The organism is Streptomyces lucensis JCM 4490 (assembly GCF_014650035.1).
GTDB lineage: Bacteria > Actinomycetota > Actinomycetes > Streptomycetales > Streptomycetaceae > Streptomyces > Streptomyces lucensis.
Genome location: NZ_BMUE01000012.1, coordinates 1 through 23,731, shown reverse-complemented (window position 1 = coordinate 23,731; position 23,731 = coordinate 1). Strand labels below are relative to the sequence as shown.

Genomic DNA, 23,731 nt, shown 5'->3' with positions numbered 1-23,731 from the left:
CCCCACTGTTCCTGCTCTTCCCCGGGGCCGCTCCGCTCAGGAGCCGGCGCCGGGCCTGTCCACGAGTTCCACCTGGTCCACCGCGTTGCACCAGCGGCAGCGCACCGACTCGATGGTCTCACTGACCACCTCGCGCTCCTCCACCGTCGGCTCACCGGCGAGATCGAGGTGGACGTACTCGACGACCTTGGACGAGCGGGTCACGTCGAACCGGGTGAGGTTGCCGCACAGGGCACAGCGCCATCGCGTCGTGGCGGTCGGCAGGGGAACCGTCATCGTGGCTTTCGCTTCCTTCTAGTGTCCGTGACGCGCCATCTGCCCGACGCGTGTGGCTCGTAACCCTACGGCCTGGCGGTCACTCGCCGCTGGTCCGTCCACGGCGGCGAGGCGGTCTGTGCGAATGCGTCCCGTTACGTCATGCTCTGTAACCATGATCAGCGACTGGGGCGCCGTGGCCGGCAGGACCTTCAGAGCGGTGCGGGGCACGTCGGCGCCGGTGACGTACGGCCTCATCGGTCTGTGCTGCCTGGTCTTCGTCCTCGGGCCGGCGTCCGGGCTCGACCCGGTGTACGGCTCCGGGAACGCGCTGCTCGCCGCCCAGCGGGCGTACTTCCGGCACTGGGGCGTGATCCCCGCGGAACTGTTCGCCGCGCCGGCGCGGGAGGCCCTCTCCCCCGCGACCGCCCTCTTCGTGCACGGCAGCTGGGTGCATCTGCTCGGCAACATGCTCTTCCTCTATGTCTTCGGAGCGATGACCGAGGAGCGGATGGGCCGTGTCCGGTTCACCCTCTTCTATCTCGGCTGCGGCTACCTCGCGCTGATCGGCTACGCGGCCGCCAACGACGCGTCCCGGCAGTCGCTGGTCGGGGCTTCCGGGGCGATCTCCGCGGTGCTGGGCGCGTTCCTCTACCTGTTCCCCGACGCCCGTGTCACCAGTCTGCTCCCGTTCCTGTTCTTCCTCCCCCTGCGCTTCCCGGCCTGGGTCGTCCTGCCCTTCTGGGCGGCGGTGCAGTGGCTGGCCGCGGGCCGCGCCTCCCAGGGGCCGGGCGTGGCCTACCTCGCGCACCTGGTCGGCTTCGCGCTCGGCTTCCTCTTCGCGTGGCTGCGGTTCGGACGGCGGGCCGCAAGGGCGGCGCCGGAGCCCGGCGGCGGATGAGGGTCCCCCGGGCGCGCGGAAGGGGTGTCCGCCGCGGCGGACACCCCTCGGAGTGGTCCCGCGCCCTGCCGGGCGCCTCCCGTCCGGCCGGTCAGAGCCCCATCGACCTGGCGACGATCGTGCGCATGATCTCGCTGGTGCCGCCGAAGATCCGGCTCGCGCGGTTGTCGGCGTACAGCCGGGCGATCGGATGGTCCATCGTGAAGCCGAGACCGCCGTGCAGCTGCAGGCACTTGTCGAGCACCCCGACCGCCGCCTCCGTGCAGTACAGCTTGGTCGCGGCCGCCTCCTCCGCGGTGAGTTCCCCGCCGTCGAAGGCGTCCAGGGCCTGGTCCACGACCGCCTGCAGCGCGTTCACCGTGGCCTGGCAGTCGGCGAGCACGAACTTGGTGTTCTGGAACGCGGCGACCGGCTTGCCGAAGGCGGTGCGCCCGCGCACGTACTCGGTGGCGAGCCGGACCGCCGCGGCGGCCTGCGCGTAGGCGCCGACGGCGATGCCCAGGCGCTCCTGCGGGAAGATGCCGGCCAGACACGCGAAGGCGTCTCCCGGCTCGCCCAGCACGTCGCCGGCCGGGACCCGGACGTCCGTGAAGGTCATCCCGACGATGTCGGAGGACCGCAGGCCCAGCGTGGCCGGCTCGGACTCGACGGTCACGCCCGGGGCCCGGGTGTCCACGGCGAGCAGGGACATGCCGCCGCGCCGGTCGGACCGGTCGGCGGACGTGCGGCAGGCGACGAGCACCAGATCGGCCTGGGCGCCGCCGAGGACGTAGGCCTTGGTCCCGTTCAGCACGTAGTGGGTGCCGTCGCCGGACAGCTCGGCGGCCGTGCGCAGGCCGGCGACGTCGGAGCCGGCCCCCGGCTCCGTGATCGCGATGGCCGTCATCAGCTCGCCGGTGACGAACCCGGGCAGCCAGCGCCGCTTCTGCTCCGGGGTGGTGTGCTCGACGAACGTGGCGGGCAGCGCCAGGTGCGCGCCGGCCCCGCCGAAGGTCACGCCGGCCCGGGCGCACTCCTCCGCGATGACGGCGTTGAACTTGAAACCCTTCCGGCCCGCGCCGCCGAACTCCTCCGGGATACCGAGCCCGAAGATGCCGAGCTTGCCCAGTCTGAGATAGAAGTCACGCGGCACCCGGCCGGCCGTTTCCCATTCGGAATAGACGGGTACGACCTCTGTCTCGATTAAGCCCCGCACCGTCGCGCGGAACGTCTCGTGCTCGTCCTGGAAAACAGTGCGCCGCACCGCTCTTCCCCCTGAAGCCTCGATCGGTGTGTTCGCCAACGGCTCGACGCTAATATGGAGTTGAGGATCTTGTCCAGGGCGACGGGCCTTGTCATCGGCGGTTGTCGTGTGCCTACTATTCGGTCACCGGGTTCGGGGCCGCGGCGGCGGCTCCCTGCGACGGCCTGCCGATTTCATGGGGGAGACAGGCATGGAACCAACGGGCAGTAAACCTTTGTTCAATGCTCGTGACCCACGATTGCGCACCGATCCGTACCCGCTCTACAAACGCCTCCGGGACGCGAAACCGGTCCACCGGACGCCGTACGGCCACTGGGTGGTGTCGGGATACGACGCGGTGGCCGCACTCATCCGGAATCCCGAATTAACCAGTGAATATCCACAAGACCCCAAATGGGCCGCACAACGGGGCGGACAGGACAGTCCGATCGTGCGCGCCACCCGCAGCTGGATGCTGATGCGGGACGGCGACGCGCACCGCCGGCTGCGCGGCCTGGCCAACCCCGTGTTCACCGCCAGGGCCATCCGCGAGACGGCCCCCCGGATCGCCGGCATCGTCCACCGGATCATGACGGACATGGGCGGCGGCCGGGACGTCGACCTCATCGGGCAGCTCGCGGCCCTGGTTCCGGTGACCGTCTTCTGCGGCCTGGGCGGCCTCCCCGTGGAGGACCGCGACCTGTGCCGGAAGTGGACCGACGCGCTCGGCCACGTCATCGACCCGGCCACCGACGAGGACGCCCGCCGCGCCATGAACGACGCGGCGGAGGAGTTCGGCGCCTACATCGCCGGACATCTGGAGAAACGGCGCGCGGATCCCCGGGACGACATCATCTCCCGCCTGCTGCTGGCCCGGTTCGACGGCGAGAGGCTCTCCGACGAGGAGATCGTCGCCAACGTCATGATGTTCTTCATGGGCGGCCACGAGACGACCGTCAACCTCATCGGCAACGGCATGCTCGCCCTGCTGCGCCACCCCGGCCAGCTGCGCGCCCTGCGCGAGGACCCGGGCCTCATCGACAACGGCGTCGAGGAGCTGCTCCGGTACGACGCGCCCATCCAGCTGGTGGCCCGCATCACCACCGCCGACATCGAACTCGAGGGCGCCACGATCCCGGCCGGCTCCAAGGTGATGATCCTGCTCGGCGCCGCCAACCGCGACCCGCTGCGCTTCGCCGACCCCGACCGCCTCGACCTGCGGCGCCCGGACGTCCGGCCGCTGTCCTTCGGGGGCGGCCCCCACTACTGCATCGGCGCCCTGCTGGCGAAGACCGAGGCGCGCCTCGTCCTCACCGAGCTGCTGCGCCGCCACCGCGACATCAGACTCGTCCGCGAGGACGTCGTGTGGCGTCCGCAGGTCAATATCCGCGGGCTCAGCGAACTCCGCGTCGATCTCCTCTCCTGACGTCGGTCCGGCCTCCAGCCGCCGGGCAGTGCCGCCCGGCGGATTTCCACAGTGTCCGGCAATTCCTGCGCGCGTGCCCAACCATGTGCGCACATGTCCGCCGCAGACGCGGAGCCGGCTCCACTGTTCCTATGAGCGGGGATGAAGCACAGGAATATGAGTACGCAGACCATATCTCCCGGCATACTCGATCCACGCGTCACGAAGAATGCCGTGGACACCGTCCTGGTCGATTTCCTGGAAAGCCGGAGCGAGAACTCCGGGAATCCACACATGGCCAGGCTCGTCACATTGCTCGAAGAGTTCATGATGGGCGGCAAGCGAATCCGCCCGGTGCTCACCGTGATGGGCTGGCAGGCGGCCGGCGGGGAATCATCCGACCTGGCGGCCGTGGTACGCGTGGCCGCCTCACTGGAGATGTTCCACGCCTTCGCCCTCATTCACGACGACATCATGGACGACAGCGACACCCGGCGCGGCCGACCCACCGTCCACCGCGTGCTCGCCGGAGAACGGGGCGACGACCGTGCCGAGCGGTTCGGAATGGGCGCCGCGGTCCTGCTGGGCGACCTCGCCTTCGCCTGGTCGGACCAGCTCCTGCACACGGCAAACCTCACCGCCGTCCAGTCGGCGGCGGTCCTGCCGCTCGTCGGCGAGATGCGCACGGAGGTGATGTTCGGGCAGTACCTGGACCTCAGGGCGACCGGCGAGCTCACCGACGACGTCGACGCCACGCTCACCGTCAACCGCTACAAGACGGCCAAGTACACCGTCGAGCGCCCGCTGCACATCGGTGCCGCCCTCGCGGGAGCCGGCGCCGAGGCCCTGGCCGCCTGCTCGGCGTTCGCCCTGCCCCTGGGCGAGGCCTTCCAGCTCCGTGACGACCTGCTGGGGGTCTACGGCGACGTCCGCGACACCGGCAAGTCGCGTCTGGACGATCTGCGGGCCGGCAAGAACACGACCCTGGTCGCGCTCGCCCTGCGCGCCGGCGACGCGGCGCAGGGCGCCCGGCTGCGCGCGCTGATCGGCGATCCGCAGCTGGACGAGGCCGGCGCCGAGGAGGTCCGGGCGCTGTTCGCGTCCACCGGCGCCCGGGACGCCGTCGAACGCATGATCGACGAACGCCTCCGGCAGGCCCTCCGGGCCCTGGAGACCGCCCCCTTCACCGCCGATGCCGTCACCGCCCTCAAGCAGCTCGCCGTCACGGCCACCAGGAGGAACTCATGACCGCGGACCTGACCTCGCCCACCGTCACGGCCCCCGCCTCGGCCGCCCGCTACTGGCAGGAGTGCACGGACCGCTTCGCCGCCCTGTTCGAGCGGCACGTCGGGTACGAGGCGCGGAAGGTGCCCATGACGGACGCCGAGCTGCGGGAGGTCATCGACGCCTGCAACCGGGCGGTGGCCCCCCTCGGCAAGACCGTCTCCGACAAGCGCTGGATCTCCTACATGGACGTGGTGCGCTGGTCGCAGAGCGCCCGCCACATCAAGGACATGGAGGCGTTCAAGGCGGTCTGCGTGCTCAACTGCGTGACCTTCGTCTGGGACGACATGGACGCCGCCCTGCACGACTTCGGCCTCTTCCTGCCCCAGCTGCGCGCGGTGTGCGAGCGGTACTACTCCCCCGAGGACGCGGAGTTCGCGTACGAGGGCGCCCGCGCCTTCGTCACCAGCGACCACATGTTCCGCGACTCGCTGCTCAAGAAGGTGCTCTGCAGCACCTCGCCCGAACAGTACTTCCGCTTCCGCGTCACCGACGTCGGCGTGGACTTCTGGATGCGCATGTCCTACCCGATCTACCGCCACCGCGAGCTGACCGAACACTCCAGGACCGGCCTCGCCGCCCGGATGACGACCCGCGGGCTGGCCATCGTCAACGACTTCTACTCCTACGACCGCGAGCAGGCCCTCGGCCAGATCACCAACTGCTTCCGGCTGTGCGACATGACCGACGAGGCGGACTTCCGGCGCTTCTTCCAGGCCCGCCTCGACGACATGGCCGAGGACCTGGAGTGCATCAGGGCGTTCGACGACGTCACCCGGGACGTCCTGCTCGACCTGATCCAGGGCAACTTCGTGTGGACCACACGGGACCGGCGCTACCAGGCCCCCGTGAACGACGTCAACTCGCGTATCCAGTAGGGGCCGCCGGAATGCGCACCTCCAAGTCAGCCGAGCCGGAGCGGCACTGGCGGACCGGCACCGCCCCCGGCGCCGTGCCGCTCCTGGGACACGTGCCCGCGCTGTGGCGCCGCCCCCTGGAGTTCCTGGCCTCGCTGCCCGCGTACGGCGACCTGGTCGAGGTCCGGCTCGGTCCCGGCCGGGCCTACCTCGCCGCCCACCCCGAGCTGGTCCGGCACGTGCTGCTCAACCCGCGCGTCTTCGACAAGGGAGGCGTCTTCGACAAGGCACGGCAACTGCTCGGCAACAGCCTGTCGGTGTCCCGCGGCGAGGAGCACCGCTTCCAGCGCCGCCTGATCCAGCCCGCCTTCCACACGACGCGGATCGCCGCCTACACGACGGCGGTGGCCGCGGACACCCGCACCGTGACCGACGCCTGGCGGGCCGGCCGGACCCTCGACGTCAGCGACGCCATGCACGCCCTGCTCATGCGGGTCGCCGCGCGCACCCTCTTCTCCACCGGGCTCGACGACGCCACCGTCGAGGAGGCCCGGCAGTGCCTGCGGACGGTGTCGCACGGCATCTACAAGCGCACCGTCGCCCCGCTGGGCATCATGGAGAAGCTGCCCACCCCGGGGAACCGCGCCTACGACCACGCCAACGCGCGGCTGCGCCAGATCGTGGCCGGCATGATCGCCGAGCGGCGGCGGTCGGACACGGACCACGGCGACCTGCTCTCCACCCTGCTGCGGGCGGAACACCCCGAGACCGGGGAGAAGCTGGACGACGGACAGGTCCTGGACCAGGTCGTCACCTTCCTGGTGGCCGGCAGCGAGACCACCGCCTCCACCCTGGCCTTCGTCTTCCACCTCATGGGCACGCTGCCCGAGGTGGAGAAGCGTGTGCACGCCGAGGTGGACACGGCGCTGGCGGGACGCACCCCCGTCCACGGCGACCTGCCCGCCCTGCCGTACACCCGCAACGTCATCACCGAGGCGCTGCGCCTGTACCCGCCGTCCTGGATGGCGATGCGGGTCACGGCGCAGGACACCGAACTCGCCGGCCGGCCGGTTCCCTCCGGGACGATGATCCTGTACAGCGCGTACGCCCTGCACCACAATCCCGAACTCTTCCCCGACCCCGAGTCCTTCGACCCCGGCCGCTGGGAGGAGGACCGGGCCGGACAGGTGCCGCGCGGGGCGCTGCTGCCGTTCGGCGCGGGGAGCCACAAGTGCATCGGCGACGTCCTCGCGCTCACCGAGACCGCGCTCATCGTGGCGACCGTCGCCGCCCGCTGGCGACTGCGCCCCGCGCCCGGGTCCCGGCTGCGGCCGGAGCCCAGGGCCACCCTGGAGGCGGGCCCGCTGCCCATGGTGCTGGAACGGCGCTGACCCGCTCCTCCTCCCGCGTTCCGCGCCCCCCTTCCCCCTTCCCCGTCCGTACCGTCACCGAAGGACACATCCGGCATGAAGACACCGTCCGACGTGGCCACGCGCAGCTGGCGGATCGCCAGGGCGCCGGGCCGGCTGCCGCTGGTGGGCCACGCGCCGCGGCTGGCCCGCCGCCCGCTGGAGTTCCTCGCCGCACTGCCGGCCGCGGGCGACCTGGTCGAGCTGCGGCTCGGCACCAGGCCGACCTATCTGCCCTGTCATCCGGAGCTGGTGCAGCAGGTGCTGCTGAACGCGCGGGTGTACGACACCGGGGGGCCGGTGAAGGACAAGGCCCGGCCCATCCTGGGCAACGGGCTGATCACGTCCGACTGGGCCGACCACCGCCGGCAGCGGCGCATGGTCCAGCCGGCCTTCCACGCGGCGCGCATCGCGACGTACGCCGAGGTGATGCGCGAGGAGTGCGCGGCGCACGCGGAGAGCTGGCGGGCGGGCCGGCCGGTCGACGTCGGGGACGCGATGCAGGCCCTGACCGCGCGGGTGACCGCCCGCGCGCTGTTCTCGACCGAGATGGCGCCCCACTCCGTCGCGGAGATCCAGCGCAGCCTGCCCGTCATGGTGCGCGGCGCGTTCCGTCGCGCGATGGACCCCACCGGTCTGCTGGCGAAGCTGCCCCTGGCCGCCAACCGGGAGTTCGACGCGGCGCTCGCCAGGCTGCACGCCCTCATCGACACGATCGTCGGGGACTACCGGCGCTCCGGCGGGGACCGCGGCGACCTGCTGTCCGCGCTGCTGGCCGCACGGGACGAGGAGGACGGCGGCGCGATGACCGACCGGGAGGTCCACGACCAGGTCATGACCCTGCTGCTGGCCGGTGTGGAGACCACGGCGAGCGCCCTGACCTGGGCCTGGCACCTGCTGGCGGCCAACCCCGAGGCCGAGGCGCGGCTGCACGCCGAGGTCGACGAGGTGCTGGGCGGCCGGATCCCCGGTCACGCCGACGTACCGGGGCTCGTCCAGACCCAGCGGATCTTCACCGAGACCCTGCGGCTGTACCCGCCGGCCTGGATGTACACCAGGACGACCACCGAACCCACCGAGCTGGCCGGGCACCGGCTGGCGGCCGGTTCGGACCTGCTGATCAGCCCCTACGTCATCCACCGCATCCCGTCGCTGTTCCCGCGCCCGGAGGTCTTCGACCCGGACCGGTGGCTGCCGGAACGGGCCAAGGACGTCGCCCGGGGTTCGTACCTGCCGTTCGGCGCGGGAAGCCGCAAGTGCATCGGCGACGTCTTCGGGATGACGGAGGCGACGCTGGCGCTGGCCACCATCGCCTCCCGCTGGCGGCTGCGGCCGGTGCCGGGCACCACCGTCTCGCCCCGGGCCGGGATGAGCCTGACCACCGGGCCACTGCCCATGGTTCCCGAACCGCGCTGACCGCACAGGCCGGACCCGGGTGCCCTGGCCTGTGCGGTGGTCACCCGGGTCCGCAGGACCTCCGCGGCGACGGGACGGGTCAGCCGAAGGTGACCGGCAGCTGGTGCAGGCCCCGCAGCATCAGGCTGGGGCGCCACGTGAGGGTGTCGGGCTCGGTGTCCAGGGCGAGGCCGGGGCACCGCTCCAGCAGCGTGCGGAAGGCGACCGCGGCCTGCATGCGGGCCAGCGGTGCGCCGAGGCAGTGGTGGATGCCGTAGCCGAAGGCCATGTGGCCGCGGGCGTCCCGGCGGATGTCGAAGCCGTCTGCCCGGTCGAACCGCCGGGGATCGCGGGAGGCGGCGGCCAGCACGACGGCCACGGAGTCACCCGCGCCGATCACCGTGCCGCCCAGCTCCACGGGCTCCTTGGCGTAGCGGAACGCCGTGGTCTCGACCGGCCCGTCGTACCGGAGCATCTCCTCCACGGCGTTCTCCAGCAGCGACCAGTCGGCGCGCAGGGCGGCCAGCTGGTCCGGGTGGCGCAGCAGGGCGAGCGTGCCGCTGGACAGCAGGTTGGCCGCCGTCTCGTAGCCGGCCACCAGCAGCAGGAAGGCCATGCCCAGCATCTCCTCGGAGGAGAGCCGCTCCTCCTCGCCCATGTGCCCGGCCAGCGCGCTCAGCAGGTCCGCACCGGGCTCCTCCCGCTTGGCGGCGACGAGTTCGGCGAGGTAGCCGGTCATCGCCAGGGCCGCGGCGCCGGCGGCCTCGGGCCGGGTGAAGTCCGTGCTCTCCAGGTACCAGTCGTGGAAGGTCTTGCGGTCGGTCGCCGGCACGCCGAGCAGTTCGCAGATGACGGCCAGGGGCAGGGGCAGCGCGAACGCCTCGACCAGGTCCGCGCGGCCCAGCGGCAGCATGGCGTCCACGAGTTCGTCCGCGATCCGCTGGACCTCCGGGCGCAGCGCCTCGATGCGCCCGGGCGTGAAGTCCTTCGCCACCAGCCTGCGCAGCCGCGTGTGCTGCGGGGGGTCGGTCTGCACCATGTTCAGGCCGATGGAGTTGCCCCCGTCGTCCTGCCATCCGGCGGAGTGCCGGATGTCGTTGGACAGCCGGGCGTCGGCCAGCGCCGCGCGCGCCTCCTCGTGGCCCACGACGAGCCAGAACTCCCCCGACGCCGCGGTCCGCACCCGGTGCAGCGGGCCCTCGGCGCGCATCCGCTCGTACACGGGGTAGGGGTCGTCGACGAATGCCTGGCCGAGCGCTGACAGATCCTCGAAGCCGTTCAGGGACACGTGTGTTCCTCGCTTGGGACGGGCCGGAAGAAGGCAAGCGGGGAGTACCCCCCGGTTGTTCGCGACCCTAGCAGCGGAAACGGGGACCAGTCCACGGTTGGTGTTAGGGTGCCGCCCATGGCCGGCAGCGAGCACCGCAGAGCCCCCGTGCGCAGCGACGCGCGCCGCAATCGCGAGCTGCTGATCGCCGCCGCCCGGGAGATCTACGCCGAACGCGGGGTGGACGCCCCGCTCGACGACATCGCCCGCCGGGCCGGGGTCGGCAACGCCACGCTCTACCGTCACTTCGCCGGGCGCACCGAACTGATCGAGACCGTCTTCCGCGACGCGCTCACCCCGATCCTGGCCATGGCGCGGCGGACCCGGGACGAGGAGGACGCCTGGAGCGGCCTGACCGCCTACCTCGACCGCGTGTTCGCCCTGCTGGCCGCCGACCGCGGCGCGGGTGACCTGATGACGACCAGCATCCAGGGCGTGCCCACGCTCGACGCCCTGCGCGAGGAGAACCACCGCACGCTGGCGGCCCTCCTGCGGCGCGGCCAGGAGCAGCAAACCATCCGGGCCGACCTCACCGTCGAGGACCTGCTGTTCCTGCTGGCCGCGCTGGGCCGGGCCGTGCCGGCCGCGCCCCGCTCCTGGCGCCGCCATCTCGCCCTGATGCTGGACGGGCTGCGTCCCGCCGCCGCCCGCCCGCTGCCCGGTCCCCCGCTCGGGCCCGATGAGTTCGACGCCGCCCTGCACCGTCTCGGCACCGCCCCGCGCACGCCCGCGGGGCCGGAGCCGTCCCCTCCACCGACATCGGAGACCTCCACACCATGACGCGTCAGCGCCCCGTATCCCCCTTCGAGAGCGTCTACTTCCTGGACCTGGGTCCCGCGGGCCTCCCGCTGTACGACATGCCCGAGTTCGTCGAGTCCCTGGTGCGCGGCCGTCCGGACCCCGCCCTGATGAGGCGGGCGCTCGGCCTGCTCACCGAGCACCACCCGATCCTGCGTTCGGAGGTGACGTCCGGTGAGGCCGGCCCGCTGCTCCGGGTGCGCGACCGGGTGCGGCCGCCGCTCACCGTCCTCGACGGCATCGAGGAGACCTACGCCGAGCTGATCAACTCACGGCCCGACTGGACCGAGAGCCTGCTGCACGCCTGGCTGCTGCGGGACGGCGAGCGCAGCCAGGTGGTGCTCGGCATCCACCACGGGGTGGCCGACGGCCGCTCGGCCTTCGCGCTGCTCGACGAGTTCTGGCGGTACTACACCGCCCTGGCCGCCGGCGCGGACCCCGCCCCCGAACGGCGCGAGGAGCTGCCCGAGGCGATCGACACGCGGCTGGCCGGCGCCTTCCCCGACGCCGAGCTCGACGCCCTGGTGGACGCCATCGCCCAGGGCGGGGCGGCCGACGCCAAGCCCGCGACCCTGCCCACCGACGCCGTGGGACGCCCCGGCCGCCCGGACGCGGCGCGCCGCTTCGTCTGCGACCGGCTGGAGTTCCCCCCGCGGATCACCGACGCCGTGGTGGCCGCCGCCCGGGCCCGCGGGGTGACCGTCAACAGCCTCGTCACCGGCCTGGTGCTGACCGCCGTACGCGCCCGGCTGGCACCGGAGCACGGCCCGCTGACGATGACCTGCGGGCACGGCGTCGACCTGCGCACCCGGCTGACCCCGCACCTGCCCCTGAGCACCGTGCTCAACTGCATCACCGGGCTGCAGACCACGCTGGCCGTCGGGCACGACGACCGTCCGGAGGCCGTCGGCCGCGAGGTCTCCGGCCAGGTGGCCGGCGCCCTGGCCCGGCGCGATCCCGAGCGCTTCCTGCTCGCCGCGCTCCGGGCGGGCGCCCGGGGCGTCGCGGTGCCCGTGCCGGTGGTCAGCTACGGCATCTCCAACGTGGGCCGGATCCCGGCGCACCCCGTCCCCGAGGGGATGGAACTGCTCCGCTTCGGCGGTACGGCCAACGCGCCGGGCATGCCGCCCAAGATCGGCGTCGCCAGCTTCGGCGGCCGGCTGCTCGTGCAGAACGAGTACGACAGCTGGACCTACGGCCCGGAGCAGATGGGACCGCTGCGCGAGACCTTGCGTGCCTCCCTGACGGATCTGGCCATAGAGTGAAGGGCACCTTGAGGCCCCGAGGGAGAGAGCCAGCCGTGATCACAGCGATCGTCCTGATCAAGACCAGCGTGGACCGCATCCCCGAGATCGCGGAGTCGATCGCGGCGCTGGAGTCGGTCAGCGAGGTCTTCTCCGTCACCGGCACGTACGACCTGATCGCCATGGTCCGGGTGCGGCAGCACGAGGACCTGGCGGACGTCATCCCGGGCCGGATCAGCAAGATCCCGGGCGTGGAGGCGACGGACACGCACGTCGCCTTCCGCACGTACTCCCAGCACGACCTGGAGGCCGCGTTCGCGATCGGGCTGGACTCCTGAGGCCGTAGGGCGCTCACACCGCGGGGACGCAGCGCCCGCCCTCGGTCCGGTACCGCCACTTGGCGCCGTCCCGGACCAGTTCCCGCACGGCGTCGACGAACCGCCGCACGTGCTCGTCCGGGGTGCCCGCGCCGAAGCTCACCCGGATCGCGTTGAGGGACTTCTCCCCCGCGGCGGCCTCGGGGGCGCCGCACTCGCCCTGGGTCTGCGGGTCGCCGCCCAGCAGGGTGCGGACCAGGGGGTGGGCGCAGAAGAGGCCGTCGCGGACGCCGATCCCGTACTCGGCGGAGAGGGCGGCGGCGAAGTGGGAGCTGTTCCAGCCCTCGACGACGAAGGAGATGACGCCGACCCGCGGGGCGTCGTCCCCGAAGAGGGAGAGGATCCGCACCTCGGGCACGCCGGCCAGGCCCTCGCGGACCGTGCGGACCAGGTGCCGCTCACGGGCGACCAGGTCGTCCCAGCCGGCCTCCGTCAGGGCCTTGCACGCCGAGGCGATGGCGTAGGCGCCGATCACGTTCGGGGAACCGGCCTCGTGGCGGGCCGCGCTCTCGTGCCACTCCACGTCCACTCCCCCGTCCGCCCGCCGGGTGACCCTGCGGCTGGCGCCGCCGCCCAAGAGGTACGGCCCGGCCTCCCGCAGCCAGTCGGCGCGGCCGGCCAGCACACCGCAGCCGAAGGGTGCGTACAGCTTGTGCCCGGAGAAGGCGACCCAGTCGACGTCCAGGTCGCGGACGTCGACCGGGTGGTGCGGGGCGAGCTGGGCCGCGTCGAGGACGATGCGGGCGCCGTGGGTGTGGGCGGCGGCGGCCAGCTCGCGCACCGGCCACAGCTCGCCGGTCACGTTGGAGGCGCCGGTGACGCAGACCAGTGCCGGGCCGTGCGGGTCGCGGTCGGCGAGTGCCCGCTCCAGGGTCTCGACGGCCTGCCGGGGGCTGCGCGGGGCGTCGAGGTAGGTGACCTTCCCGTCCTGCCAGGGCAGCAGGGAGGCGTGGTGCTCGGTCTCGAAGACGAAGACCTGGCAGTCGGCCGGGAGGGCGCGGGCCAGCAGGTTCAGGGAGTCGGTGGTCGACCGGGTGAAGACCACCTGGTCGCCGTCCCGGCAGCCGAGGAACGCGGCGACCGCCTTGCGGGCGTTCTCGAACAGGTCGGTCGAGAGCTGGGAGAGGTAGCCGGCGCCGCGGTGGACGCTGCCGTAGTACGGCGCGTAGGCGGCGACGTCGTCCCAGACGCGCTGGAGGGCGGGGGCGCTGGCGGCGTAGTCCAGCGCGGCGTAGGCGACTTCGCCGCCCGTCACGAGCGGAACGGTGACGTCCCCGCCCAGAACGGGCAGCGGGGCACAAACGGTCTGGGCGGGGGCAGCGGTGAGGACGGACATGGCGGAACTCCCGTGGAAGCAGGCGGAATTCACCGGCGCGAGCAGAAGGGTGCTCGAGCGCGGGCGGGGTGAAAGGGGTGTGCGGAGGCGGGGCTCTGCGGCCCTAACGCATTCGCTTGCTCACGGAAGGCTCCTCGACGACCAGGACCCCTGGTGTCCGAGGGGTCCGCGCTTGCCGCGGACCCTGTTGTCCGCGACCTGGTCCTCACCCGGGGCACCCCGCCACGGACGGAGGGTTGCCGGACAGTCGGCCGGGGCCTCATGACTGTCACTCATGACCTGAACAGGAACCTACGCGAGCCGATCACCGGTCCGCAACCCGTGTCCGGATCCCGGGACACCTCCCCGGCGCTCCGGTCACCGCATGAGGTGGTGCCGGTGCGAGCGCCGGGACCAGCGCACGCCGAACAGCACCAGGTCCGCCAGGAGCACCACCGCGCCGATGACCAGGAGCCAGAACAGCCCCTCCACCGTCGCGCCGATGAGCCCCAGGACGATCGCCACGATGATCAGGAACAGGAAGAGTGCCATGGGTGCCCCGCTCTCGGGCCCGGCCCGTCAGCGGCGCGCGAGACGGCGTCCACGGTCCGCGCCCGCCGCGTAGGGCCTGTCGTAGTGCTCGAAGATCTCGTGTTCCCGCTCGGCCGGCAGGACGTCGTCCATGCCGATGGACGGCGCCTTCCTCACCTGCCCGCGGGGGTGGGCCACCCGGACCCAGCCGGGTCCGAGGGTCGCCTCGTCGAGGGGGACGAAGACCAGCCGCTGCCGGGTCGGCAGCCCGGTGCGGACCGTCGCCATGGCAGGGGTGTCGGTCGCGGTGTCCACGTAGACCGCCTCCAGGGCCCCGATCCTGCGGCCCCTGGGATCGATCACGTCGCGGTTGCGCCACTCACGGATGTCGGCTGCGTGGATCATGCCTCGCTCCTCGCGGGCCCTTCCCGGCGCCGCACGCGGAGGTGACGCGGCCGCGGGAGAGCCGCCACATCCTTCACTGTACTCCCGCCGCCCCCGCGCCGACGGGGGCGGCGGGGGCGGCGTTCACCCGTGGGCCCTGGCGCCGGCCCCCGGCCTCACGCGTTGCTGGCGGCCACCCAGCGGTCGAGGGCTCCCCTGGCGGCGCCCGAGTCGATCGACTCGGCGGCCTTCTCCATGCCGGTGCGCAGCTGGTCGGCGAGCGGGGCGTCCGTCGGGTCCAGGGCGGCCAGCGCCGCCGCGGAGTTCAGCAGCACGGCGTCCCGTACGGGCCCCCGGTCACCGTCCAGCAGACGGCGGGCGACCTCCGCGTTGTGGGCCGGGTCGCCGCCGCGCAGGGCCTCGACCGGGACCAGGCCGAGCCCGACGTCCCGGGGGTCGAAGGTCTCCTCGGAGACCTTGCCGTCCCGGACGACCCAGACCCGGGAGGTGGCCGTCGTCGTCAGCTCGTCGAGGCCGTCGTCGCCGCGGAAGACCAGCGAGGAGTTGCCGCGTTCGGCGAGCACGCCCGCGACGATCGGCGCCTCCCGCGCGACGGCCACGCCGATCGCCTGGGCCCGTACGTTCGCCGGGTTGGTCAGCGGACCCAGCAGGTTGAACACCGTCCGGATGCCCAGCTGGCCGCGCGCGGCGCCCACGTGGCGCAGCGCCGGGTGGAACTTCACGGCGAAGCAGAACGTGATGCCGGCCTCGTCCGCCACCTCGGCCACCCGCCGGGGCGTCAGGTCGAGGTTGACACCCAGCCGTTCCAGGACGTCGGAGGAGCCGGAGGCCGAGGAAGCGGCCCGGTTGCCGTGCTTGACGACCTTGGCGCCGGTACCGGCGACGACGAGCGCGGACATCGTGGAGATGTTCACCGTCCGGGCCCCGTCGCCGCCGGTGCCGACGATGTCGACGGTGCGGCCGGGCACCTCGATCACGTTCGCGTGCTCGTACATCGTGCGGACCAGGCCGGTGATCTCCTCGACCGTCTGGCCCTTGGCCCGCAGCGCCACCGCGAAGCCGGCGATCTGCGCGTCGGTCGCCTCGCCGCGCATGATCCGGTCCATGGCCCACGCGGTGTCGTCGGCGGACAGGTTCCGGCCGTCCAGCAGACCGTTCAGCAGGGCGGGCCAGGAACGGCCCGCCGCGGTGTCGCCTCCAGCGGGGGTCACAGCGCTCATGAGCCGCTCCTGGGTCGGGTCCCGCGGTGCGGGACACACATCTCGAACAGGTCCACCCTATCCAGGCCGCGGCATGGCGAAGGGCCCCGTCCGCAAGCCGGACGGGGCCCTTCGTGTGGCGTGGCGACGTGGGGATCAGTGGTGGCCGTGGCCGCTCGTGATCTCCTTGTACTCCTCGACGGTCGGCTTCGGGATCTGGTTGTCCTCGCCGTAGTAGGCGTCGGAGAGCTTGGCGCGCAGCTTCTCCGTGGCCTTCACCTTGCGCTCGACACCGTTCTCGTCGACCGTCGGGCCGATCTCGGCCGGCTTGTACTGCTCGTGCGCGGTGAGCGTGTGCAGCTGCTCCTGGCTGAGCGGCTCGTGCACCTCGATGAACTCACCGTGCGGCAGGCGCTTGATGATGCCGGTCTCACGGCCGTGCAGCACCTTCTCGCGGTCGCGGCGCTGCAGACCGAGGCAGATCCGCTTGGTGACGATGAACGCGATGACCGGTCCGGCGAAGAAGCCGATCCGGACGAACCAGGTGACGGCGTTGATCGACAGGCTGAAGTGCGTGGCCCACAGGTCGTTGCCACCACCGACCAGCGTGATCATGTACATCGTGACCCAGGCGACACCCAGGGCGGTGCGCGTCGGAGCGTTGCGCGGACGGTCCAGGATGTGGTGCTCGCGCTTGTCGCCGGTGATCCACGACTCGATGAACGGGTAGAGCGCCATCGCGCCCAGGACCACACCGAAGAGGACCAGCGGGATGAACACGCCCAGGACGAGCGTGTGACCCCAGAAGTTGATCTCCCAGCCCGGGAAGAAGCGGATCAGACCCTCGGCGAAGCCCATGTACCAGTCGGGCTGGGCGCCGGTGGACACCTGGTCCGGACGGTAGGGGCCCATGGCCCAGATCGGGTTGATCTGCGCGACGGCCGCGATGGCCGCGATGACGCCGAAGACCAGGAAGAAGAAGCCTCCGGCCTTGGCCATGTACACCGGCAGCAGCGGCATGCCGACGACGTTCTTCTCGGACTTCCCGGGACCCGCGAACTGCGTGTGCTTGTGGTAGAAGACCAGGATCAGGTGCGCCACCATCAGGCCGAGCATGATGCCCGGCAGCAGCAGGATGTGGATCGAGTAGAACCGCGCCACGAAGTCGTGGCCGGGGAACTCGCCGCCGAAGAGGAAGAACGAGATGTACGTGCCGACGATCGGCATGGACAGGATCGCGCCCTCGGTGAAGCGGACACCGGTGCCGGAGAGCAGGTCGTCGGGGAGCGAGTAACCGGTGAAACCGGTGAACATGCCGAGGACGAACAGCAGGAAGCCGAACAGCCAGTTGATCTCACGCGGCTTGCGGAACGCGCCGGTGAAGAACACGCGCATCATGTGCACGAACATGCCGGCGAGGAAGATCAGCGCGGCCCAGTGGTGGATCTGCCGGATGAGCAGACCACCGCGCACGTCGAAGGAGATGTGCAGGGTCGAGCTGAACGCCTCGGACATCAGCTGTCCCTGGAGCGGGACGTAGCTGCCGTGGTACTCCACCTCGTTCATCGACGGGTGGAAGAACAGCGTCAGATAGACACCCGTCAGGATGATGATGATGAAGCTGTACATGCACACTTCGCCCAACATGAACGACCAGTGGTCGGGGAAGATCTTGCGCATGTTGGCCTTGGCCAGGGAGTAGATCCCGAGCCGGCCGTCGGCCCAGTCGGCGACGCGCTCGCCGGCCGGTGCCTTTCCGCGACGGCCCGCCGCGCCGGCGGCGGATGCGGACTTGTCGTTGGGTGCAGTACTCATCCGCGCTCCCAGAATGCAGGACCGACGGGCTCCTCGAAGTCGCCGAGCGCCTGGAGGTAACCCTCACTGTCCACGCCGATGCGCAGCTGCGGCAGGGCGTGGCCGGCGGGGCCGAAGATCACTCGGGCGCCGTCGGAGAGGTCGAAGGTGGACTGGTGGCACGGGCACAGCACGTGGTGCGTCTGCTGCTCGTACAGGGAGATCGGGCAGCCGACGTGGGTGCAGATCTTGGAGAAGGCGACGATGCCCTCGTGCGACCAGTCGAGCTCGCGCTTGTCCTTGATGTTGCCCGGCTGCAGCCGGACGATCATCAGGGCGGCCTTGGCGATCTCGTTCTGGAAGTCCTCCTGGGCCTCCTCCAGACCGTCCGGCTTGGCGAAGGTGAGCGAGCCGACGGCGACGTCCTCGGGACGCAGCGGCTGGTTCGTGTTCATGTTGACCAGGCGCTTGCCCTTGGCCCACAGCGTGTGGCGCAGCGAGGTGCCGGGCAGCGGGCCCAGGTCGCGCAGCAGCATGACGCCGGAGAGCGGCACCAGGGTGAGCGCGCCCAGCATCGTGTTGCGGATCAGCTTGCGGCGGCCGATCGCCGACTCCTTGGCGCCCTGGCGGAAGTCCGCGTGGACCTTCGCGCGGACGTCCTCGGGAGCCGCGATCGCGTGGCGCTCGTCGGCGACCTCCACGTCGGACATCAGGGTGCGGGCCCAGTGGACCGCGCCCGCGCCGATGCAGAACAGCGCCGTGCCGAGGGTCATGCCCAGCGCGAAGTTGAGCGCGCTGATGTGACCGATCGGGAAGACGAAGATCGACTTGTCGTGCGGGACCGTCACGTACGAGACGATGAAGCCGATCGTGGCCAGCATCGACACCGTGAACAGCAGGGCGACAGCGCGCTCGGACCGCTTGGCGGCCCGCTCGTCGATGTCCTGGATCCGGTGCTCGTGCGGCGGCAGTCCCGGGTCAGCGAACGGGTTGACCTCGTCCGCGACGCTCACGGCGCCGTGCGCGTGCTCCTGCGCTGCGGGCAGGTTCTCTTCTGGAATGTCTTGGCTACTCATGACTTCTTGGCCTTTGCGGTCCGAGCGGCGACCCAGACGGCGACCGCGATCAGCGCGCCGAGGCCGAAGATCCAGGCGAACAGGCCCTCGCTGACCGGCCCGAGGCCGCCCAGCTCCATACCGCCGGGGTTCTCCGTCTGGCTGCCGTCGACCGCGTTCAGGTACGCGATGATGTCCTTCTTGTTCTTCTCCGACATGGTGGTGTCGGGGAAGGACGGCATGTTCTGCGGGCCGGTCTGCATGGCCTCGTAGATGTGCTTCGGGTCGACACCCTCGAGGCTCGGCGCGTACTTGCCCTCGGTGAGGGCACCGCCCTTGCCGGTGAAGTTGTGGCACTGCGCGCAGTTGGTGCGGAACAGCTCGCCACCCTTGGCGATGTCCGCGCCGGCCGGACCGTACTGCTGCTCGGTCGGCACGCTCGGGCCCGCGCCCAGCGACGCGACGTACGCGGCGAGCTGGTCGATCTGGGCCTGCGTGTAGACGACCTTCTTGCGCGGGATCTGGGCCATCTGGGAGGAGGAGGCCGGCATACGGCCGGTGCCCACCTGGAAGTCGACCGCCGCGGCGCCGACGCCGACCAGGCTCGGGCCGTCGGAGGAGCCCTGGCCACCGGTGCCGTGGCAGCTGGCGCAGCCGACCTCGTAGAGCTTCTTGCCCTCCTTGATGGTCAGGGACTGGGAGGATTCATCGGCCTGCGCCTTGCCCGCGGGCGCGAACGCGGCGTACAGCCCCCCAGTGGCCGCCAGCGCGAGGAGTAGGACGACGACCGCCGCCAGCGGATGGCGTCGTCGTGCGGAGAGCTTTTTCACGGATTACCCCGGTGTCAGGATCTTCTGCGTCGATGCTTCTGGATGTGCGGGAGCGGTCCCGGCTACTTGATCAGGTAGATCGTGGCGAAAAGGCCGATCCAGACCACATCGACGAAGTGCCAGTAGTAGGACACGACAATGGCCGCGGTCGCCTGCTCGTGCGTGAACCTCTTGGCCATGTAGGTGCGGCCGAGGACCAGCAGGAAGGCGATGAGACCGCCCGTCACGTGCAGGCCGTGGAAGCCGGTGGTCAGGTAGAACACCGAGCCGTACGGGTCCGAGGACAGCGAGATGCCGTCCTTCTTCACCAGCTCCGTGTACTCGTAGATCTGACCGCCGATGAAGATCGCACCCATGATGAAGGTGAGGATGAACCAGCCACGGAGCTTCTTCACGTCGCCGCGCTCGGCCGCGAACACGCCGAGCTGGCAGGTGAGGGAGGAGAGCACCAGGATCGTGGTGTTCGTGGCGGAGAAGGGCACGTTGAGTGCCTCCGCCTGTTCCTTCCAGTGAGCCGGTCCGGTCACCGACCGGAGGGTGAAGTACATCGCGAAGAGGGCCGCGAAGAACATCAGCTCGGAACTCAGCCAGATGATGGTTCCGACGCTGGTGAGGTTCGGCCGGTTGACCGACGGGTGCGCGTGCCCGGTTTCTACTGTCGTTGCTGTCGCCACGACCGACATTATGTCGGTCGCTTATCCCGCCCTCACTCCGGGGGGTGCCGTTCGGAGTGTTGCTGCCTGCCGAACCGGTGCTGACGTGGTGTTCATGGGAGTAACATCCGCCCAAACGGCCCCGTCCGTCCTGTCCGTACGACGCCGACGTCCCGGAGGAACAATGCAGCCGACCGCCACCGTGCTGGTCTACAGCGACGACTCCAACACCCGCGAGCAGGTACGGCTGGCCGCAGGGCGTCGGCCCGCTCCGGACGTGCCCCAGGTCGAGTTCCTGGAGTGCGCGACCCCCGAGGCGGTGCTGCGCGAGCTGGACCGGGGCGGCATCGACGTGTGCGTGCTCGACGGCGAGGCCGTGCCCATGGGGGGCATGGGGATGTGCCGTCAGATCAAGGACGAGGTCTTCGACTGCCCGCCGGTACTGCTGCTGATGGGCCGGCCGCAGGACGCCTGGCTGGCCACCTGGAGCCGCGCGGACGCGGCCGTGACGCTGCCGGTGGACCCGGTGGAGTGCGCCTCCGCCCTGGCCGACCTGCTCCGCCGGAAGCGGCTGCTGGGCGTCTAGGGAGCGTCTTCTGGATTCTGCCGGCGTCGCGGTGCCCGGGGTCCCGGGCCAGCGGGTTCGGGGGCGCGGGGCGGCCGGGGGCTGTCCCGCGCCCCCGCTCACAGCGCCGCCGGCCGCAGCCGGGGTGCGTCCGGGGACGACGGCGCCGTGTCGGGCGCGCCGGCCGTCAGGGCGCTGCCCATGCGCCAGGAGTTCCAGTCGAGGTTCCAGTCGCCGAAGCCGTTGCCGAAGGGCTCCATCGGGTCGCCCTGGGAATTGACCACCTTGACGACGTCGCCCGGACGGATGTTGTCGAAGAACCACTCCGCGTTGGACGTGCTCATCCCCGTGCAGCCGTGGCTGACGTTCGCCGAGCCCTGGGAGCCGACCGACCACGGGGCGGCGTGGACGTACTCGCCGGACCAGGTCACGCGGGTGGCGTAGTAGACCGGGAGGTCGTACGAGTCCGAGCTGCCCTCGGCGATGCCGACGGTGGTGCCGCGCATCCGTACGAAGTACTGCTTCTCCAGGACCACCTTGACGCCGTTGCGGGTCTCGAAGCCGGGTTTGCCGGTGGTGACGGGGATCTGCTCGACCTGCCGGCCGTTCTTGTAGAACGTCAGCTGGTGCGACGAGGCGTCCGTGACGGCCTCGACCCGGTCACCGATCGTGATCTTCAGCGCCTTGGACGGGCCGCCCCACAGCCGGTCGCCGATCCGCACGCCGTCCAGGTTGCTGTGCACCTGGACGGTGGCGTGGGCGGGCCAGAAGTCCTTGGGCCGGTAGTGCAGCTCCTTGTCGCCGACCCAGTACCAGGAACCCTGCACGGCCGGCACGGAGTCCACCCGCAGGGCGCGCTCCACGACGGCCCGCTGCGCCTTGTCCTTGACCGCGCGGTCGAGTTGGGCGGTGATGGGCTGCCCGACGCCGTACTCGCCCGCCTGCGGCCCGAACGTCACCTTCAGGCGCTGTTTGCCGGTGGGCTTGCTGGTGTCGAAGGCGAGGACCTTGCGGCCCGGCGCACCGTCGTCGTCCTCGGTGCTGACCCGGACCGTGTAGTGGGCGTTGGCGGCCAGCGGGGAGGTGCTGTGCCAGCGGCTGCCGTCGGCCGCGAGTTCGCCCGTCACGAAGCGCCCTGTGGAGTCCTGGGCGGTGACGTCGGTGATCCTGCCACCGCTCTCGGCGGTGATCTCCAGGGGCTTGTCCGGATCGGCCCGCTTCCCCGCGTCGGTGGGGCCGTTGAAGGAGATCTGGTCCGCCGCGTCGTACGGCTTGGCCGACAGCGGGTTGTCGCCCGAACCGCAGGAGGTGACGCCCGCGCCGAGGGCGATCACCAGCAACGCGCAGCCGACGACGGTGCGGGTCCGCGGAGTGTGTTTCATGTGATCAAGCTATGAGATGAAGACATGACTGGCGCGCTACATGACTCGTTCGGGTGACGGGCACCGCGGCAAAGGCGGGAGCCCGGACCCTCCTGACGGAGGGTCCGGGCTCCCGGTGTGCTCTCGTGGCGTCCTGCCGCGCACGTCCTACTGGGTGCGGTTCTCACCGTGGTAGTACTCGAACACCCAGCCGAACAGGCCGATCAGGATGAACGGCGCGGAGAAGTAGATCAGCCACCAGCCGACCGCGATGCTGAGGAAGGCGATGGCACCGCCGAAGCCCAGCATGAGCGGCTGCCAGCTGTGCGGGCTGAAGAAGCCCAGCTCGCCCGCGCCGTCCGCGACGTCGGCCTCCTTGTCGTCCTGGGCACCCGCGTCGACCCGCCGGGCGGTGAAGCCCAGGTAGAAGCCGATCATGATGGCCAGGCCGAAGGCCAGGAAGAGCGCCGTGGTACCGGCCGGCTCCTTCGACCACACGCCGTACACGACGGCCATGATCAGGAGGAAGAAGCTCAGCCAGATGAACATCCGGCCCTGGATCTTCACTTGCCGGCCTCCTTGCTGCCCGCGATGGCGGTGCCGTGACCGGCGTGCTCGAGCTGCTCGAGCGCGGCGATCTCGGGGTGGTGCAGGTCGAACGCGGGGGATTCGCTGCGGATCCGCGGCAGGGTGAGGAAGTTGTGGCGGGGCGGCGGGCAGGAGGTCGCCCACTCGAGCGAGCGGCCGTAGCCCCACGGGTCGTCCACGCCGACCGGCTTGCCGTACTTGGCCGTCTTCCAGACGTTGTAGAGGAACGGCAGGATCGACAGGCCGAGCAGGAACGAGCTGATCGTCGAGACGGTGTTCAGGGCGGTGAAACCGTCGGCCGCCAGGTAGTCGGCGTACCGGCGCGGCATGCCCTCGGCGCCCAGCCAGTGCTGGACGAGGAAGGTGCCGTGGAAGCCGATGAACAGCGTCCAGAAGGTGATCTTGCCCAGGCGCTCGTCGAGCATCTTGCCCGTCATCTTCGGCCACCAGAAGTGGAAGCCGGAGAACATCGCGAAGACGACCGTGCCGAAGACGACGTAGTGGAAGTGCGCCACCACGAAGTACGAGTCGGAGACGTGGAAGTCCATCGGCGGCGACGCGAGGATGACACCGGTCAGACCACCGAACGTGAAGGTGATCAGAAAGCCGGTGGCCCAGAGCATCGGGGTCTCGAAGGACAGCGAGCCCTTCCACATGGTGCCGATCCAGTTGAAGAACTTCACACCGGTCGGGACCGCGATCAGGAAGGTCATGAAGGAGAAGAACGGCAGCAGCACGCCGCCGGTGACGTACATGTGGTGGGCCCACACGGTCACGGACAGGCCGGCGATGGCGATGGTCGCGGCGATCAGGCCCATGTAGCCGAACATCGGCTTGCGGGAGAACACCGGGATCACTTCGCTGATGATGCCGAAGAACGGCAGGGCGATGATGTACACCTCTGGATGGCCGAAGAACCAGAAGAGGTGTTGCCACAGCAGTGCGCCGCCGTTGGTCGCGT

The 23,731-nt window shown here is 70.9% G+C and carries 24 protein-coding genes and 1 riboswitch; of the genes, 10 read left to right on the top strand and 14 right to left on the bottom strand.

Translation table 11 applies throughout. From position 1 onward, the window contains the following. Nucleotides 1–36: 36 nt before the first annotated feature. Nucleotides 37–276, bottom strand: a complete 240-nt coding sequence (locus IE177_RS24770; RefSeq protein ID WP_029382693.1) for a hypothetical protein — start codon at nucleotides 274–276, stop codon at nucleotides 37–39. A 154-nt stretch (nucleotides 277–430) separates the two neighbouring features. On the opposite strand from IE177_RS24770, the gene IE177_RS24765 reads away from it, so the two are divergent. After that, nucleotides 431–1,156, top strand: a complete 726-nt coding sequence (locus tag IE177_RS24765; RefSeq protein ID WP_190017624.1) for a rhomboid family intramembrane serine protease — start codon at nucleotides 431–433, stop codon at nucleotides 1,154–1,156. Nucleotides 1,157–1,247: 91 nt separating this feature from the next. Here the strand turns inward: IE177_RS24765 and IE177_RS24760 are convergent, their stop codons facing one another. After that, nucleotides 1,248–2,399 carry an acyl-CoA dehydrogenase family protein gene (locus IE177_RS24760; RefSeq protein WP_190017623.1) on the bottom strand — a complete coding sequence of 384 codons (1,152 nt, stop codon included), beginning with the start codon at nucleotides 2,397–2,399 and terminating at the stop codon, nucleotides 1,248–1,250. A 430-nt stretch (nucleotides 2,400–2,829) separates the two neighbouring features. Between IE177_RS24760 and IE177_RS24755 the strand changes: the two genes are divergently transcribed. The 5 genes from IE177_RS24755 (at nucleotide 2,830) to IE177_RS24735 (ending at nucleotide 8,749) form a co-directional block, all read left to right on the top strand. After that, a complete protein-coding gene (locus tag IE177_RS24755; protein WP_190017622.1) occupies nucleotides 2,830–3,804 on the top strand; it encodes a cytochrome P450 in 975 nt (324 codons plus the stop codon). 273 nt (nucleotides 3,805–4,077) lie between these two features. Further along, the gene (locus IE177_RS24750) at nucleotides 4,078–5,031 is read left to right on the top strand and encodes a polyprenyl synthetase family protein (RefSeq protein WP_229816257.1); all 954 of its coding nucleotides are present in this window, start codon (nucleotides 4,078–4,080) and stop codon (nucleotides 5,029–5,031) included. Then, nucleotides 5,028–5,945, top strand: coding sequence for a terpene synthase family protein (locus IE177_RS24745; RefSeq protein ID WP_190017620.1), 918 nt, complete (start codon nucleotides 5,028–5,030; stop codon nucleotides 5,943–5,945). Before IE177_RS24750 ends, IE177_RS24745 begins: the two co-directional genes overlap by 4 nt. A gap of 11 nt (nucleotides 5,946–5,956) precedes the next feature. Next, a complete protein-coding gene (locus tag IE177_RS24740) occupies nucleotides 5,957–7,315 on the top strand; it encodes a cytochrome P450 (RefSeq protein WP_190017619.1) in 1,359 nt (452 codons plus the stop codon). A 75-nt stretch (nucleotides 7,316–7,390) separates the two neighbouring features. Beyond that, nucleotides 7,391–8,749, top strand: a complete 1,359-nt coding sequence (locus IE177_RS24735) for a cytochrome P450 (protein WP_190017618.1) — start codon at nucleotides 7,391–7,393, stop codon at nucleotides 8,747–8,749. Nucleotides 8,750–8,828: 79 nt separating this feature from the next. Here IE177_RS24735 and IE177_RS24730 read toward each other — a convergent pair whose 3' ends face one another. Next, nucleotides 8,829–10,016, bottom strand: coding sequence for a cytochrome P450 family protein (locus IE177_RS24730; RefSeq protein ID WP_229816256.1), 1,188 nt, complete (start codon nucleotides 10,014–10,016; stop codon nucleotides 8,829–8,831). Between the two features lie 117 nt (nucleotides 10,017–10,133). On the opposite strand from IE177_RS24730, the gene IE177_RS24725 reads away from it, so the two are divergent. From IE177_RS24725 to IE177_RS24715, 3 genes are read left to right on the top strand one after another with little or no spacing between them, the layout of a single operon-like run. Further along, complete coding sequence (locus IE177_RS24725; RefSeq protein WP_190017617.1) at nucleotides 10,134–10,835, top strand: TetR/AcrR family transcriptional regulator; 702 nt, start codon at nucleotides 10,134–10,136, stop codon at nucleotides 10,833–10,835. After that, nucleotides 10,832–12,118 carry a phthiocerol/phthiodiolone dimycocerosyl transferase family protein gene (locus tag IE177_RS24720; RefSeq protein WP_190017616.1) on the top strand — a complete coding sequence of 429 codons (1,287 nt, stop codon included), beginning with the start codon at nucleotides 10,832–10,834 and terminating at the stop codon, nucleotides 12,116–12,118. Before IE177_RS24725 ends, IE177_RS24720 begins: the two co-directional genes overlap by 4 nt. Before the next feature lie 35 nt (nucleotides 12,119–12,153). Further along, nucleotides 12,154–12,435: an Lrp/AsnC family transcriptional regulator gene (locus tag IE177_RS24715; RefSeq protein ID WP_190017615.1), complete on the top strand. Its 282-nt coding sequence runs from the start codon at nucleotides 12,154–12,156 to the stop codon at nucleotides 12,433–12,435. A 13-nt stretch (nucleotides 12,436–12,448) separates the two neighbouring features. Here the strand turns inward: IE177_RS24715 and IE177_RS24710 are convergent, their stop codons facing one another. The 8 genes from IE177_RS24710 to ctaE form a co-directional block, all read right to left on the bottom strand. After that, entirely contained in the window at nucleotides 12,449–13,810 is a 1,362-nt protein-coding gene (locus tag IE177_RS24710; protein ID WP_190017614.1) for an aminotransferase class V-fold PLP-dependent enzyme, read from the bottom strand. Nucleotides 13,811–13,973: 163 nt separating this feature from the next. Next, a riboswitch (SAM riboswitch) is annotated at nucleotides 13,974–14,090 on the bottom strand. 77 nt (nucleotides 14,091–14,167) lie between these two features. After that, on the bottom strand, nucleotides 14,168–14,341 hold the full coding sequence (locus tag IE177_RS24705) for a hypothetical protein (protein WP_190017613.1): 174 nt from the start codon (nucleotides 14,339–14,341) through the stop codon (nucleotides 14,168–14,170). Nucleotides 14,342–14,368: 27 nt separating this feature from the next. Next, nucleotides 14,369–14,725 (bottom strand): PRC-barrel domain-containing protein, encoded by a 357-nt coding sequence (locus tag IE177_RS24700; protein ID WP_190017612.1) that lies wholly within the window; start codon nucleotides 14,723–14,725, stop codon nucleotides 14,369–14,371. A gap of 155 nt (nucleotides 14,726–14,880) precedes the next feature. Beyond that, the gene (gene trpD / locus IE177_RS24695) at nucleotides 14,881–15,945 is read right to left on the bottom strand and encodes an anthranilate phosphoribosyltransferase (protein WP_190017611.1); all 1,065 of its coding nucleotides are present in this window, start codon (nucleotides 15,943–15,945) and stop codon (nucleotides 14,881–14,883) included. A gap of 135 nt (nucleotides 15,946–16,080) precedes the next feature. Continuing rightward, a complete protein-coding gene (gene qcrB, locus IE177_RS24690) occupies nucleotides 16,081–17,739 on the bottom strand; it encodes a cytochrome bc1 complex cytochrome b subunit (RefSeq protein WP_190017610.1) in 1,659 nt (552 codons plus the stop codon). Further along, nucleotides 17,736–18,794 (bottom strand): cytochrome bc1 complex Rieske iron-sulfur subunit, encoded by a 1,059-nt coding sequence (gene qcrA, locus IE177_RS24685; RefSeq protein WP_190017609.1) that lies wholly within the window; start codon nucleotides 18,792–18,794, stop codon nucleotides 17,736–17,738. Before qcrA ends, qcrB begins: the two co-directional genes overlap by 4 nt. After that, on the bottom strand, nucleotides 18,791–19,603 hold the full coding sequence (gene qcrC / locus IE177_RS24680) for a cytochrome bc1 complex diheme cytochrome c subunit (protein WP_190017608.1): 813 nt from the start codon (nucleotides 19,601–19,603) through the stop codon (nucleotides 18,791–18,793). Before qcrC ends, qcrA begins: the two co-directional genes overlap by 4 nt. A 62-nt stretch (nucleotides 19,604–19,665) precedes the next feature. After that, a complete protein-coding gene (gene ctaE / locus IE177_RS24675) occupies nucleotides 19,666–20,286 on the bottom strand; it encodes an aa3-type cytochrome oxidase subunit III (protein ID WP_190017607.1) in 621 nt (206 codons plus the stop codon). A gap of 154 nt (nucleotides 20,287–20,440) precedes the next feature. On the opposite strand from ctaE, the gene IE177_RS24670 reads away from it, so the two are divergent. Then, nucleotides 20,441–20,842, top strand: a complete 402-nt coding sequence (locus IE177_RS24670; RefSeq protein ID WP_190017606.1) for a response regulator — start codon at nucleotides 20,441–20,443, stop codon at nucleotides 20,840–20,842. Between the two features lie 98 nt (nucleotides 20,843–20,940). Here IE177_RS24670 and IE177_RS24665 read toward each other — a convergent pair whose 3' ends face one another. The 3 genes from IE177_RS24665 to IE177_RS24655 all read right to left on the bottom strand — a co-directional run. Continuing rightward, the gene (locus IE177_RS24665) at nucleotides 20,941–22,203 is read right to left on the bottom strand and encodes a L,D-transpeptidase (protein WP_190017605.1); all 1,263 of its coding nucleotides are present in this window, start codon (nucleotides 22,201–22,203) and stop codon (nucleotides 20,941–20,943) included. A gap of 147 nt (nucleotides 22,204–22,350) precedes the next feature. Further along, on the bottom strand, nucleotides 22,351–22,749 hold the full coding sequence (locus IE177_RS24660) for a cytochrome c oxidase subunit 4 (protein WP_190017604.1): 399 nt from the start codon (nucleotides 22,747–22,749) through the stop codon (nucleotides 22,351–22,353). Then, the coding region (locus tag IE177_RS24655) for a cytochrome c oxidase subunit I (protein ID WP_190017603.1) at nucleotides 22,746–23,731 on the bottom strand (986 nt) is incomplete at its 5' end. The genes IE177_RS24655 and IE177_RS24660, both read right to left, overlap by 4 nt.